This window comes from Cupriavidus sp. 86D6 (genome assembly GCF_057815095.1).
This window is the reverse complement of record NZ_JBYPSB010000005.1, coordinates 412999-425396: the sequence shown is the minus strand read 5'-3', so window position 1 is coordinate 425396 and position 12398 is coordinate 412999. Positions and strand designations below refer to the sequence as shown.

At 67.5% G+C, this 12398-nt stretch carries 14 protein-coding genes; 7 read left to right on the top strand and 7 right to left on the bottom strand.

The window, feature by feature from the left end; translation table 11 throughout:
* Positions 1–175 precede the first annotated feature (175 nt).
* Positions 176–490: an H-NS histone family protein gene (locus tag AC3G88_RS15320; RefSeq protein WP_092598452.1), complete on the top strand. Its 315-nt coding sequence runs from the start codon at positions 176–178 to the stop codon at positions 488–490.
* 28 nt (positions 491–518) lie between these two features.
* Here the strand turns inward: AC3G88_RS15320 and AC3G88_RS15315 are convergent, their stop codons facing one another.
* Both AC3G88_RS15315 and AC3G88_RS15310 read right to left on the bottom strand, forming a co-directional pair.
* A complete protein-coding gene (locus tag AC3G88_RS15315) occupies positions 519–1088 on the bottom strand; it encodes a hypothetical protein (protein WP_488771915.1) in 570 nt (189 codons plus the stop codon).
* A 268-nt stretch (positions 1089–1356) separates the two neighbouring features.
* Complete coding sequence (locus AC3G88_RS15310; protein ID WP_488771916.1) at positions 1357–2286, bottom strand: LysR family transcriptional regulator; 930 nt, start codon at positions 2284–2286, stop codon at positions 1357–1359.
* Positions 2287–2414: 128 nt separating this feature from the next.
* On the opposite strand from AC3G88_RS15310, the gene AC3G88_RS15305 reads away from it, so the two are divergent.
* Together AC3G88_RS15305 and ahbB are read left to right on the top strand one after the other, a co-directional pair.
* A complete protein-coding gene (locus tag AC3G88_RS15305) occupies positions 2415–3647 on the top strand; it encodes an MFS transporter (protein WP_488771917.1) in 1233 nt (410 codons plus the stop codon).
* A gap of 154 nt (positions 3648–3801) precedes the next feature.
* On the top strand, positions 3802–4800 hold the full coding sequence (gene ahbB / locus AC3G88_RS15300; protein WP_488771918.1) for a siroheme decarboxylase subunit beta: 999 nt from the start codon (positions 3802–3804) through the stop codon (positions 4798–4800).
* A gap of 1 nt (position 4801) precedes the next feature.
* Here the strand turns inward: ahbB and ubiT are convergent, their stop codons facing one another.
* From ubiT to AC3G88_RS15280, 4 genes are all read right to left on the bottom strand, one after another.
* Positions 4802–5254, bottom strand: coding sequence for a ubiquinone anaerobic biosynthesis accessory factor UbiT (gene ubiT / locus AC3G88_RS15295; RefSeq protein WP_488771919.1), 453 nt, complete (start codon positions 5252–5254; stop codon positions 4802–4804).
* A complete protein-coding gene (locus tag AC3G88_RS15290) occupies positions 5251–6168 on the bottom strand; it encodes a U32 family peptidase (protein ID WP_488771920.1) in 918 nt (305 codons plus the stop codon). Before AC3G88_RS15290 ends, ubiT begins: the two co-directional genes overlap by 4 nt.
* Positions 6169–6249: 81 nt before the next feature.
* A complete protein-coding gene (gene ubiU, locus AC3G88_RS15285) occupies positions 6250–7278 on the bottom strand; it encodes a ubiquinone anaerobic biosynthesis protein UbiU (protein WP_488771921.1) in 1029 nt (342 codons plus the stop codon).
* Between the two features lie 86 nt (positions 7279–7364).
* Positions 7365–8210, bottom strand: a complete 846-nt coding sequence (locus tag AC3G88_RS15280) for an IclR family transcriptional regulator (protein WP_488893467.1) — start codon at positions 8208–8210, stop codon at positions 7365–7367.
* A 198-nt stretch (positions 8211–8408) separates the two neighbouring features.
* On the opposite strand from AC3G88_RS15280, the gene AC3G88_RS15275 reads away from it, so the two are divergent.
* The 4 genes from AC3G88_RS15275 to AC3G88_RS15260 all read left to right on the top strand — a co-directional run bounded on the left by AC3G88_RS15275 (position 8409) and on the right by AC3G88_RS15260 (position 11674).
* Complete coding sequence (locus AC3G88_RS15275; protein WP_488771924.1) at positions 8409–9857, top strand: NAD-dependent succinate-semialdehyde dehydrogenase; 1449 nt, start codon at positions 8409–8411, stop codon at positions 9855–9857.
* A gap of 77 nt (positions 9858–9934) precedes the next feature.
* A complete protein-coding gene (locus AC3G88_RS15270) occupies positions 9935–11092 on the top strand; it encodes an iron-containing alcohol dehydrogenase (protein ID WP_488771925.1) in 1158 nt (385 codons plus the stop codon).
* Between the two features lie 194 nt (positions 11093–11286).
* Complete coding sequence (locus AC3G88_RS15265) at positions 11287–11445, top strand: DUF3309 family protein (protein ID WP_092598422.1); 159 nt, start codon at positions 11287–11289, stop codon at positions 11443–11445.
* A gap of 40 nt (positions 11446–11485) precedes the next feature.
* The gene (locus AC3G88_RS15260) at positions 11486–11674 is read left to right on the top strand and encodes a DUF3008 family protein (protein WP_153946014.1); all 189 of its coding nucleotides are present in this window, start codon (positions 11486–11488) and stop codon (positions 11672–11674) included.
* Positions 11675–11771: 97 nt separating this feature from the next.
* On the opposite strand, the gene AC3G88_RS15255 is transcribed toward AC3G88_RS15260, so the two are convergent.
* Positions 11772–12389: a ParB-like protein gene (locus AC3G88_RS15255; RefSeq protein WP_488771926.1), complete on the bottom strand. Its 618-nt coding sequence runs from the start codon at positions 12387–12389 to the stop codon at positions 11772–11774.
* Positions 12390–12398 lie beyond the last annotated feature (9 nt).

Sequence of the window (12398 nt, the reverse complement as noted above, 5' to 3'; positions counted from 1 at the left end):
GATAAAAGCCAGGGCAATCCGATTTGACGCCCGGACTGTGACGAATGTTTTCACGATTCACGTTGGAATTCGCGTTTGAATCGTGCTTTTCCGGATAATTCTTGTAATATTTTTGTTATGCGGATCGTTTTGCAGCCCTACGCAATGCACCGCCAATCTGAACGGGGATCCAAAAATGCCAACTTACAAGCAACTGCTGGCTGAAAAAGAAGCACTGGAAGCAAAGCTCAGCGAAGTGCGCGCCAATGAAGTGGCCAGCGTGATCGAACAGATTCGCCAGTTGATGGCCGATTATGATCTGACCGTCGAAGACATCGCCCCGAAACGCCGTCGCGGACGTCCGGCCGGCAGCGGCGCGGCACACAAGGCCGCCGCGGCACTGCCGCCCAAGTATCGCGATCCGAAGACCGGCAAGACGTGGTCCGGTCGTGGCCGCGCACCGGCATGGCTTGGCAAGCGTCCCGAGCGATTCCTGATCGAACAGGCCTGATCTTCCACCGATTCGCGGGACGTGCCATCTAGCGCGTCCCCGCCCCCGCCTTCACGTCCGCCCCGGCCTCGCACAGGTATTCCGGCCGCAGCGCCCTGAACCCTTGCTGCGTGGGCTCCTGGACCACCGTTGCACCGCCCTGTGCATCGGGCTGCAGCCGCAGCACGCGCGCCGTGCAGTGCGTCGCGGCCTCGTCCCGCATATACCGGATTTCATATTGGCCACTGACCTGGGGGACGAACGACACCCCGGCGGCGCAGCGCGCCTCGTCGGCCGGCGGCGCGGCGTACGACGTCACGGCGACATAGATCCGCTTGCCCGGCAGCACCTTGCGCTCGCGCGTGCGCGACGGTGGCTCGGGCGGCATGCCCGCCATGTCCAGCGTCGAATCGCGTCCCATCGAGGCCAGTTGGCGCCCCATTCCGGCCAGCACCTGCGGACGCGGCGACGGACACCGGGCGGGGTCCAGGACGTTGAATGTCGTCCGGTCGTCGGTACTGGTCAGCAGGCGTACGCTGGCGTAGGGCACGTCCGACGGAACGCGGTAATATGACACGCAGCCCCCGAGTGGCAAGGCCAGGGCGACGACAACAGACACGGCGGCAATCGGAATCCTGCACATAGCGGGCGCGAAGCTGACAGTTGACCGAGGTTGGTGCCAGAGCATAGCTTTTCAGCGGTATTGCCGACGTGGGCCGGACCACGTTGAGGATATCCACAGTTTCTGTGGATATCCTGCCATGTCGCCCCGGCGGGGCCCAGTCTGTGCGGTATCGCACCGGACTGCTCAAGAAATAGGCAACCGGGGCGCTCGACGACGGTCTGCCGCCCCCCCCCCCAAACGGCCCGCAACGAATGAATGTAGGTCAGGTTCGGCCCGAACCCAAGTCGGGCATGCCCGGCGGCGCCACGCTCCAATGTTCGGCCAGGAAGTCCACGAACGCGCGCACGCGCGGCGGCACCAGCCGGCGCTGCGGCATGACCGCGTAGATGCCGGTGACCGCGATGGGATGGTCGGGCAGCACCTGCACCAGCCGGCCTGCCCGCAGGTCGTCGCAGACATGCCAGGTGGAATGCATGGCGATGCCGAACCCCGCCAGCGCCGCGTCGGCCAGCAGCTCGCCCGTATTGGCTTCGACCCTGCCGCGCACTCGCACCGCGATCTCGCCGCCCTTGCCGTCGTCGAACCGCCAGACATCCGCGCGTCCCTGCGCCCCCACCAGCACCAGGCACTGGTGCCGGGCCAGATCCTGTGGCGTCTGGGGCCAGCCGTGGTCGCGCAGGTAATCGGGCGACGCGCATAGCAGCCGCTGATTGTCCGCCAGCTTGCGTGCCACCAGCGTGGAATCCTCCAGCGACCCGATCCGGATCGCCAGGTCGAAGCCGCTGCTGACCAGATCCAGCACATGGTCGGTCAGGTGGACGCTGACGTTGACCCCGGGATATCGCCGCAGGAACGCGGTCAGCAGCGGCGAAACGTATTGGCGCCCGAACGAGGCCGAGGTGGTCACGCGCAGCGTGCCCGTGATGCCGGACCCCGACTGCCGCAGCGAACCGGACAACGCCTCCAGGTCTTCCACCAGCGCCCGCCCCTGGTCCGCCAGGACCGCCCCCTCTGGCGTGGCATGCAAGCGCCGCGTGGTGCGATGCAGCAGGCGCACCCCGAGATCGCGCTCCAGCCGCTGCAGGCGCTGGCTGGCCACGGCCACCGAGATGTCCAGGCTGCGCGCCGCCGCACTGATCGATCCCTGATCCAGAACCCGCAGAAAAAGCCCGATGTCCGCAATGCGATCCATGATTCTCAATGAAATCTTGAAAGTGATTATCGATATTGCCTGTTTTTAAGAAGATGGGAAAGGCCGACACTGCTGCCTTCCCCGCCATCCCACCGTCGGCCCCCCGCCGGCTTCCAATGGAGATTTCCATGGCTGCGTCCCCCTCTTCCCCCTCCGCCGGCCCGCGCACGCGGATGCCCGCCGCCCTGTATGCGCTGACGGCCGGATCGTTCGGCATCGGCTGCGCGGAGTTCGTCATCATGGGCCTGCTGCTGCAGGTGTCGGCCGACCTGGGCGTGACCATCGCCGCGGCCGGCATGCTGGTGTCGGGCTACGCGCTGGGCGTATTTGCCGGCGCGCCTGTCCTGACGCTGCTCACCCGCCGCATGCCGCGCAAGGCCGTGCTGATGGCGCTGATGATGATCTACACCGTCGGCAACGCGGCCTGCGCGCTGGCGCCCGACTACACCACGCTGATGATTGCCCGCGTGGTCACATCGCTGACGCACGGCACGTTCTTCGGCGTGGGCGCGGTGGTGGCCACGGGCCTGGTGCCGGCCAACCGTCGCGCTTCGGCCATTTCCGTGATGTTCTCCGGCCTGACGCTCGCCACGCTGCTCGGCATGCCGGCCGGTGCGTGGCTGGGCCTGCAGTTCGGCTGGCGCTCGACGTTCTGGGCCATGACGGCGATCGGCCTCGTGTCGTTGACGGTGATCGCGCTGCTGGTGCAATCCAGCCGCGACGACACCGCGCCCGTACGGCTCGTCGACGAACTGAAAACCATCGGCCGCCCGCAGGTGCTGCTGGGTCTGCTGATGACGGTGCTGCAGGCGCTCGGCACGTTTGCCGTGATCACCTACATCCAGCCGATGTTGACGCGCGTCACCGGCTTCGCCGAGAGCGCGGTGTCGCCGATCCTGCTGCTGTTTGGCGGCGGCATGATCATCGGCAATATCCTGGGCGGGCGCATGGCCGACCGGCGACCCACCGGCGCCCTGCTTGGCGCGCTGCTGGCGCTGACGGTGGTGCTGGCCAGCATGACGCTGTCGCTGCACCATGCCGTGGCCATGGTGGTCTTTGTCGGCGTGCTGGGCATCGCGGCGTTCTCCACGGTGTCGCCGCTCCAGTTGCGCGTCCTGCGCCACGCCCAGGGCGCCGGCCAGAACCTGGCATCGAGCTTCAACATCGCCGCCTTCAACCTTGGCAACGGACTCGGCGCCTGGCTGGGCGGCACGGTGGTGGATCACGGGCCGGGACTGCAGGCCCTGCCGTGGATCGCGGCCCTCGCGCCGCTGGCGGCACTGGGCATTGCCCTGGTGGCCGTGCGCATGGCGCGCAACGCTTCAGGCAAACCCGGGGCGTACCATCTCGATCCTGCTTGATAACCGTCAACAAGGCCGCGACCGAACTTCACGATCATGCCCGCATGCTGCGGGCGTGCTCCGGTTCGTCGCAATACATGGCGCCTGCGCATCGACCCCGTGCGTTCCCCTCGCACCGATCCGACAGCACAACCCGCTCCCCGCGTACGACGCCATGTTCGACGAAAACGATCTCTACAACCGCATCCAGGACGACTTTCCGCTGCACGCGCGGCCCTACCAGGCCGCCGGCGCAGCCTTCGACCTTTCGGAACACACCTTGCTCAGCCTGCTGGCGCGCGACGTCGGCAACGGACGCGTCAGCCGCATCGGCGCGGTCTTCGCGCCCAACACCATCGGCGCCAGCACCGTCGCCGCGCTGTCGATCCCGCCGGCACGCATCGATCGCGTGGTCGAGCGCATCAACAGCGATCCCGATATCAGCCAGAGCCATGCCCGCGAAGGCCATCGCTACAACCTCTGGTTCGTGGCCGGTGCGCGCGACCGCACCATGCTCGATGGCGTGCTGTCCCGCCTTGCCATGGATATCGGCCAGCGGCCTATCGACCTGCCCCTGGAACGCGAATACCGCACCGACCTGGGCCTGCCGCTGGGCGTGACGCGCAGCCCGCGCCGTGCGCCGCTGCAGCCATCGCAGGTGTTGAATACGCCGGTACGGCCCGACCTGGACGAGGCGGACTGGCGGCTGGCCGCCGCGCTGGAATCGGGCCTGGCGCTGACGCCGCAGCCGTATCACGCGCTGGCGCGGCGTACGGGACTGGCCCTGTCGGAAACGCTGGCACGGCTGGCCAGGTGGCGAAAGTCGGGCGTGATCCGGCGCTTTGGCGCCATCCTGCGACACCGCCCCTTCGGCTACACCCACAACGTGATGTGTGTCTGGAACGTGCCCGATGCCCGGGTGGACGCGGTCGGCCTGCGGCTTGCCCATGTGCCGCACGTGACGATGTGTTTCCGGCGCACGCGGCGGCTGCCGGCGTGGCAGTACAACCTGTTCGCGATGATTCACGCCCGCAGCGCCAATGAACTACATACCACGCTGGCGCGCTTTGACGCCGTTGGCGGCCTGGCCGACGCGCCGTGCGCGGTGCTGCGGGCCAGCCAGTGCTACAAGCAGCGCGGCACCCGCTTCGGTGGCGCCATGCCCGAGTTCTGATTCAGGCGCCGCGCGGCTCGGGGAACAGCAGCGACAGTCGCTGGGCCAGCGCGCCCAGCCATTCGGGCCGGGGCGCCGCATCGAGCCAGTATTTGACTTCGAGGCCGAGCGCCGTATCGCCGCGGATCGACAGGCGGCGCTGGAAGAACAGCGTATCGGTGTCGGCATCGCCGCTGATCAGCCGCAGGTAGCTCAGCGCCGCCGCGTGCAGCGTCAGGTCGGTTTCCCGGCCGTCGAACGGACCGGGCAGGAACCGTCCATTGACGCACTGGAAGCGCACTTCCAGCCCCATGTCATCCACCGTCAGCGAAAACGTGCGGCCATCCAGCGCCGCGGGCGGTTCCAGCCACCCCGCGCGGCGCATGGCCTCCAGGGCCACGACAAGCGGCGCCGCACGCATCGGCGCGGGCATATGGCGATGCACGCGCGTCATCATCGATTGCAGAATCGTCATGCCTCAGCCCCTTCCTCCGACAGCCAGCGAATGCCCGGCTTGCCGCTCCAGTAGCCATTGCTCGGGGCCGCGCCGGCCGGCAGCACGGCGCTTGGCGATGCGGCGCGTTCCCCGCGCCGGATGGCATCGAGATGGGCAATCACTTCGCGCGTGCCCGTGGCGTGCGGGCTGACCCGCACGTCATCGATGCCGGCCGCCGCCATCTGCGAAACCTGCGCGCAAAGATCGAGGCAGGTCGCCGATTGGGTCTGGATGCCGTTGAGCGTGAAAAAGTCCTGGCCGTCTCCGGTTTTGGCCACCAGGCCATCGGGATACGCCATGCAGCGAAAATCGCAAGCGTCCTTGCGCAGCCGGTGATGCCGCGCGGTAAAGCACCGCGCCGAGAACGCCAGCGGCATGCGCCCCCAGACCATGGCTTCCAGCGCCAGCCCCGCCGGGCGGCCCGCCGCCAGCGCCGTCATCGTCGTGCCATCCATCTCCACCGGCACCACGCAGCCCTGCGCGCCCAGCCCGGCCAGCCACGCCAGCGTGTCGGCGTGATAGACATTCAGATGCGGGCCGCCGATAAAGGGCCGTCCGCGCATGCCATGCACGGCGCCCAGGTCGTTGGCCTCCACCAGGAAGTCCTCCTGCGCGCAGACCCGCCGCATCACCGCGATATCGCTGTCCGACTCGACCAGCACCGGGGTGGAGAGCACCACCTGCTTGCCGGCATCGCGCAACATCTGCCCGATGTCGATCCAGTCTGCCAGGCGCATCTCGTGCCGGCGCGTGCAGACCGCCTCGCCCAGATAAACGCGGTCGACCGCCGTGTCGGCGACCGATGCATAAAATTCCAGCACCGTCGTGCGTGGCCAGTAGTACAACAGCGGGCCGAGCGCGATGCGGAACGGCTCGGGATTCAGTAGGGTCATGGTTGCCATGTGAGGCGGGAAATGGGCAGGTCTGGAAGCGGAGCGGGCCGGCGGCGCCGGGGCCGCTCCGGGAGGATGGCATTACCGCCAGGGCCGGTCGTACGCGCCCTGCGTCACCTGGTCGCCCTCGGCATGACGGCCAAGCGTGGCCTGCCAGTCCTGGCGCGGGACAAACCGCTTCGGGTCGCGGCACGCGTCGTCGATGGCCGCGCGCAGCACGCCCACCACATCGGCCACATAGCGCGGGCTGCGCTGGCGGCCTTCGATCTTGATGGCCGCGATGCCGATATCGATCAGCGACGGCAACAACGACACCGCATTGAGGCTGGTCGGTTCCTCCAGCACGTAGCCGCGCTCGTCTTCCACGGTGAAGCGGCCCTTGCATAGCGTGGGGTAGCCTGCCGGCTCGCCCGGCGCATAGCTGTCGATCAGGATGCCCGACAGCCGCGCATGCATGGTGCCGTCCTGCTCGTCCCACCGCACCGCATGGGCCGGCGAACAGACGCCCTTGTTATTGGGGGAATCGCCCGTGGCATACGAGGACAGCAGGCAGCGGCCCTCGGCCATCACGCACAGGCTGCCAAAGCCAAAGACTTCCAGTTCGACATCGGTCTGCCGGGCCAGCCGGGCAATCTGGGGCACGGACAGCACCCGGGGCAGCACTACCCGACGAATGCCGAACTGCTCGCGCATCAATTCGATGGCGTCGGCATGCGTGGCCGAGCCCTGTACCGAAAGATGGATGCGCAGCGACGGGTGCCGCGTCGCGGCGTAGGCGATCAGCCCGGCGTCGGCCATGATCACGGCATCGGCCCCCAGCGCGGCAGCGGCGTCCACGGCATGGTGCCAACGCTCCACATGGCCCATCTGGGCAAACGTGTTGATGGCGAACAGCACCTCGGCGCCACGCGCACGCGCTTCGGCAACGCCGGTGCGGATATCGTCCTCGCTGAAGTTCAGGCCGCCGAAGTTGCGGGCATTGGTGGCATCGCGCAGGCCCAGGTAGACCGCGTCGGCGCCATGCTGCAGGGCCATGCGCAGCGCCGCGAGCGATCCGGCCGGCGCTACCAGTTGAGGGCGGCGAACGGGGGTCGCCGAAGATTGTGTCATCGCGTGATGATCCGGGAAGGGGAACCCCCGGATGCTAGCGATTCAGCGAGATTGGGCCTTTGACCCTACGCAAACGTTGAGAACGATCAACGCGCCGCCACGGTGTGCGTCGCCGATGCCGGCGCGCCCAGCCTGGCCGAAAGCCGGTCGGCCAGCGCGCGCACCTGCTGGCCGATGCGCTCGCCCGTGACCGTATCGATCTCGCTGGTCAGATAGCTGACGGCAATGGCGCCGGCGGCGCGGGCGGCCTGGGCGTCGAACACGGGCGCGCCGAAACAGGTCATGCCCTCGCGCATCTGGCCGTTGTCGACCGAATAGCCGATCGCCCGCACCTGCTGCAGTTCGGCGGCCAGCGCGTCCGTCGAGGCCACGCTAGCCCGGGTGAGCGGCGGCGGCAGGCCGTCGGCGAACAGCCGCTGCACATCCGCGGCAGGCAGCGTGCTGAGCATGGCCTTGCCCGTGGCCGTGTATGGCGCCGGCAGGCGCATGCCGATGCGGAACGTCACGCCCAGCGGGCGGTCGCCGTTCTGGCAGGCCAGGTAGACCACTTCGTCCCCTTCCAGCATCGACAGCGTGACCGTGGCGTCGTGGAAGGCGTCGGTCTGATCCCACAGCGTGCGGAATTCCTCGGTGATCTGCGTCTGCGCCAGGAACGCGTTGGCCCAGGTCATCACGTGCGGACCCAGCGCCATCGCCCCGCCGGGCAGCCGCTTGACCAGTTGCAGTTGCACAAGCGTGTCGCACATGCCATGCAGCGAACTCTTGGGCGCCCGGGTCAGCCGGGTCAGATCGGCCAGCGTCAACGGATCGGACGACGCGGCGATGGCATCGAGCACCTGCACGGCCCGTACCACGGCAGGCGACGTGGGCCGGTTCGCAGTGCTGCCGGGGGCATCGGGATCGGCGGCGGTGGCGTAGGCGGATTTGGGCATGGATGAAAAACTCGCTGACAGGGCGCGCAGACGGCACGCGCCTGCACCATACGGAACGCGGGCGCCCTACTGGCGGTCTGCCCGGCATGGGCGTATGATCGGGGCATCGTTCGACATACGGAATATAGTTCAATCTATTGAACGCAGGCAAGCGATTTGATCGGCAGGCCTGTATTCGCGACTTCGGGGAAATTCGCCATGCAACTCAAGGATCCTTCGCTGTTTCGCCAGCAGGCCTATGTGGACGGCCAATGGCTGTCTGCCGATTCGGGCGCCACGTTCGATGTGACCGATCCGGCCACGGGCGAGGTCATCGCCAAGGTGGCCGACCTGGGCACCGCCGAAACGCAGCGCGCGGTCGCGGCCGCCGAAGTGGCCCAGAAAAGCTGGGCCGCGCTGACCGGCAAGGCACGCGCCAGCATTCTGCGCCGCTGGTTCGACCTGATGGTGGCCAATACCGACGATCTGGCCTACCTGATGACCCGCGAGCAAGGCAAGCCGCTGGCCGAAGCCAAGGGCGAGATCGCCTACGCCGCCAGCTTTATCGAATGGTTCGCCGAGCAAGCCAAGCGCGTGGACGGCGAGGTGCTGGCCAGCCCCGCCGCCGACAAGCGGCTGGTCACGCTACGCCAGCCGGTGGGCGTCTGCGCCGCCATCACGCCCTGGAACTTCCCCGCCGCCATGATCACGCGCAAGGCGGCGCCGGCCCTGGCTGCAGGCTGCGCCATCGTCATCAAGCCCGCCGAACTGACGCCGCTGTCGGCGTTTGCGCTGGCCGAACTGGCCCATCGCGCAGGCGTGCCGGCCGGCGTGCTGCAGGTGGTGACCGGCGACGCCAAAACCATCGGTGCCGTGCTGACGGCCAGCCCCATCGTGCGCAAGCTGTCGTTCACGGGCTCGACCGAAGTGGGCCGCATCCTGATGGCGCAGTCCGCGCCCACGGTCAAGCGCCTGTCGCTGGAACTGGGCGGCAACGCGCCGTTCATCGTGTTTGACGACGCCGATGTCGATGCCGCCGTCGAAGGCGCCATCGCGGCCAAGTATCGCAATGGCGGCCAGACCTGCGTCTGCGCCAACCGCTTCTATATCCAGGACGGCATCTACGATGCCTTCGCCGCCAAGTTCGCCGAGCGCACCAGCCAGCTGCGCGTGGGCAATGGCCTGGAAGACGGCGTGGTCATCGGCCCGCTGATCGAGGACGCCGCCATCGACAAGGTGGTGTCGCTGATGGACGACGCCACGTCCAAGGGCGCCCGCGTGCTGACCGGCGGCGGCAAGCACAAGCTGGGCGGCACGTTCTACACGCCCACCGTGATCACGGGCGCCACGGCAGACATGCGCGTGGCGCGCGAGGAAATCTTCGGGCCGGTGGCGCCGCTGTTCCGTTTCAAGACCGACGCCGAGGCGGTGGCCGCCGCCAATGACACCGAGTTCGGCCTGGCGGCCTACCTGTACACGCGCGACATCGCCCGCGCGTGGCGTACCGGCGAGGCGCTGGAGTACGGCATGGTGGGTCTCAACACCGGCCTGATCTCGAACGAGGTGGCGCCGTTCGGCGGCATCAAGCAGTCGGGCGTCGGCCGCGAAGGCTCGCGCCACGGCATCGAGGAATACCTCGAGATCAAGTATCTTTGCCTGCAGGTGTAAGGTTGCCACGTGTGGCTCGCCTCACCCGCTGGCGGGAGAGGGAGGCACCCCAAAAGACTCATACCCCCGGAGACATCATGAACCCGTTCCGCTTCCAGACCGTCCCGACGGTCGTCGTCGAATCCGGCGCGGCGCGCCGCCTGGGCGCGCTGCTGCGCGAGGCGTTTCCGCAGGCGCGGCGCCTGTGCGTGATCACCGATGGCTTCCTGGCCAGGAGCGGGCTGCTGACGCCGGCACTGGAAGACCTGGGCAAGCATGACTGGCAAGTGACCGTGATCGACGACGTTGTCGCCGATCCGCCCGAGCATGTCGTGCTGGAAGCCACCGAACGGGCCCGGCAGGCCGATGCCGAAGTGGTACTTGGCCTGGGCGGCGGCTCCTCGATGGACGTAGCCAAGCTGATTGCGGTGCTGCTGCCGGCCACCCAGTCCATCAAGGACATGTATGGCGTGAAGAAGGTCACCGGCACGCGGCTGCCGCTGGTGCAGATGCCCACCACGGCGGGCACGGGGTCCGAAGTCACGGCCGTGTCGATCGTCACCACGGGCGAGACCACCAAGATGGGGGTGGTGGCGCCGCAGCTGTTTGCCGACCTGGCCATTCTCGATGCGGAACTGACGCTGGGCCTGCCGCGCGGCGCCACGGCGGCAACCGGCATCGACGCGATGGTCCATGCCATCGAGGCCTACACCAGTGCGCATCTGAAGAACCCGGTCTCCGACATGCTGGCCGTGCGGGCGCTGGAACTGCTGTCGCAGAACCTGATGCGCGCCTGCGACAACGGCCACGACCTGGCTGCCCGCGAGGCCATGCTGCTGGGCGCGATGTTTGCAGGCCAGTCGTTCGCCAATGCTCCGGTCGCGGCCGTGCATGCGCTGGCCTATCCGATTGGCGGCATCTTCCACGTGGCGCACGGCCTGTCCAACGCGCTGGTGCTGCCGCACGTGATGAAGTTCAACGCGCCTGCGGCATGCAAACGGTATGGCGAACTGTGCGACGTCGTGCTGCCCGGCACCACCGGCAGCGACGAGACCAAGACGGCCGCCCTGATTGCCCACATCGAGAGCCTGGTCGAGGCCACCGGCATTCCACGGACGCTGCGCGAGGTGGGCGTCAAGGAGCCGGACCTGAACCGGCTGGCCAGCGATGCCATGCTGCAAACGCGCCTGCTCGTCAACAATCCGCGCGAAGTCACCGAGACCGACGCGTTCGCCATCTACCGCGCGGCGTTCTGAGCCAGCGGCCGCGCCGGCCGGCCAGATGGCGCCTCGCAGGCATGGGCCGCAGGCGTCGTCTTATTCCTACACCCATATCAGCCCCTGCCCGCCTCTGGCGCGAGTGGTGCTGTCCTAACCTGCAAATAACAGGGACAGCCGCGCGGCGGCCCCAAAGCCGCAGCGTCGGTAGCACCACAACAAAGGAGCGCACTATGGGTATCGGCACCATTCTTCTGATCGTCCTCGTCCTGCTATTGATTGGCGCATTGCCAACGTGGCCGTACAGTTCCGGCTGGGGCTACGGGCCAAGCGGCGGCCTGGGGCTGATCGTCATCATTGTCGTGCTCCTGGTTGTGTTGGGCCGGATCTAGCCGATCCGGGGGCATTCACCGCGAACCGAAGGAGATCGACATGCCAGCCAAATCCAAGGCACAGCAGATGGCGGCCGGAGCCGCCTTGTCAGCAAAGCGCGGCGAGCGCAAGGCCAGTTCGCTCAAGGGGGCATCGAAGTCGATGGCCAAGTCGATGAGCGAAGGGGAACTGAAGAAGATGGCAAGTACCAAGCAAAAGGGCAAGCCCACGCACAAGACCAAGAGCTAGGCCTGGCCGGCCTCCGGCACACGCCGCGGGCGGGCGCCTCCTTCCGCAGGACAAGGGGGCGTTCCCCTCGCGGCGTTTTCACGTCTTCCGTCTGCCCTCACCCCGTCCGCTGGCACTTGCCCACAAAGCCCGGCAGGCGCCTGGCCTTGCTGCTTCGCGCGAGCTGGATGGCCTGGATCATCGCGCGTGCGAAGCCTGGAATGCTTTCCATGTCTTCTGCCACGTGCCGGCGAAAAAACCCCGCCCACTGAAAATCGCCATAAGCGTTGCCCGGCTTGCGGTAGGCGCCCGCATTACGCGTAAACGCCGCCAGGCTGCGATACGGGTCGTCGCGCATGCCCATGACCGTGGGCGGCAGGTCCTTGGACGACAGGTGTTCGCCGTGTTCGTCGTAAGGATGCAGATGGCCCAGTTCGCGCATCCGCTTCCAGAACTTGCCCGGCGCCAGGTGGCTCAGATCGTCGATGATGGCCACGGGTGCCTCGCGCCAGCCAAGTTCGAGCCACGCGCGGGCCCAATGATGGTGGTCGGCGATATATAGCGCGCCGCCCGGACCGGCGATGGTCTGGATGCGGTGCGCTTCCAGGAAACGCTTCTGCGCCGCGTTGCTGCGCGGCCGGGCCGAAACGTCCATCTTCTCGTGCACCTGATAGATTCCCAGCGTGATCTGGGTGGGCCGGAGCGTGTCGAGCTCGGCCGTGGCATGCGTCACCATCGGCGCGTC

Bases quoted from the DNA above. Each gene is read 5' to 3' on its own strand.
- AC3G88_RS15265 (WP_092598422.1), top strand. From the start codon at position 11,287: ATGGGTATCGGCACCATTCTTCTGATCGTCCTCGTCCTGCTATTGATT.
- AC3G88_RS15275 (WP_488771924.1), top strand. From the start codon at position 8,409: ATGCAACTCAAGGATCCTTCGCTGTTTCGCCAGCAGGCCTATGTGGAC.
- AC3G88_RS15290 (WP_488771920.1), bottom strand. From the start codon at position 6,168: ATGACCCTACTGAATCCCGAGCCGTTCCGCATCGCGCTCGGCCCGCTG.
- AC3G88_RS15310 (WP_488771916.1), bottom strand. From the start codon at position 2,286: ATGGATCGCATTGCGGACATCGGGCTTTTTCTGCGGGTTCTGGATCAG.
- AC3G88_RS15270 (WP_488771925.1), top strand. From the start codon at position 9,935: ATGAACCCGTTCCGCTTCCAGACCGTCCCGACGGTCGTCGTCGAATCC.
- AC3G88_RS15305 (WP_488771917.1), top strand. From the start codon at position 2,415: ATGGCTGCGTCCCCCTCTTCCCCCTCCGCCGGCCCGCGCACGCGGATG.
- ubiT (WP_488771919.1), bottom strand. From the start codon at position 5,254: ATGACGATTCTGCAATCGATGATGACGCGCGTGCATCGCCATATGCCC.
- AC3G88_RS15320 (WP_092598452.1), top strand. From the start codon at position 176: ATGCCAACTTACAAGCAACTGCTGGCTGAAAAAGAAGCACTGGAAGCA.
- ubiU (WP_488771921.1), bottom strand. From the start codon at position 7,278: ATGACACAATCTTCGGCGACCCCCGTTCGCCGCCCTCAACTGGTAGCG.
- AC3G88_RS15280 (WP_488893467.1), bottom strand. From the start codon at position 8,210: ATGCCCAAATCCGCCTACGCCACCGCCGCCGATCCCGATGCCCCCGGC.
- AC3G88_RS15260 (WP_153946014.1), top strand. From the start codon at position 11,486: ATGCCAGCCAAATCCAAGGCACAGCAGATGGCGGCCGGAGCCGCCTTG.
- AC3G88_RS15255 (WP_488771926.1), bottom strand. From the start codon at position 12,389: ATGGTGACGCATGCCACGGCCGAGCTCGACACGCTCCGGCCCACCCAG.
- ahbB (WP_488771918.1), top strand. From the start codon at position 3,802: ATGTTCGACGAAAACGATCTCTACAACCGCATCCAGGACGACTTTCCG.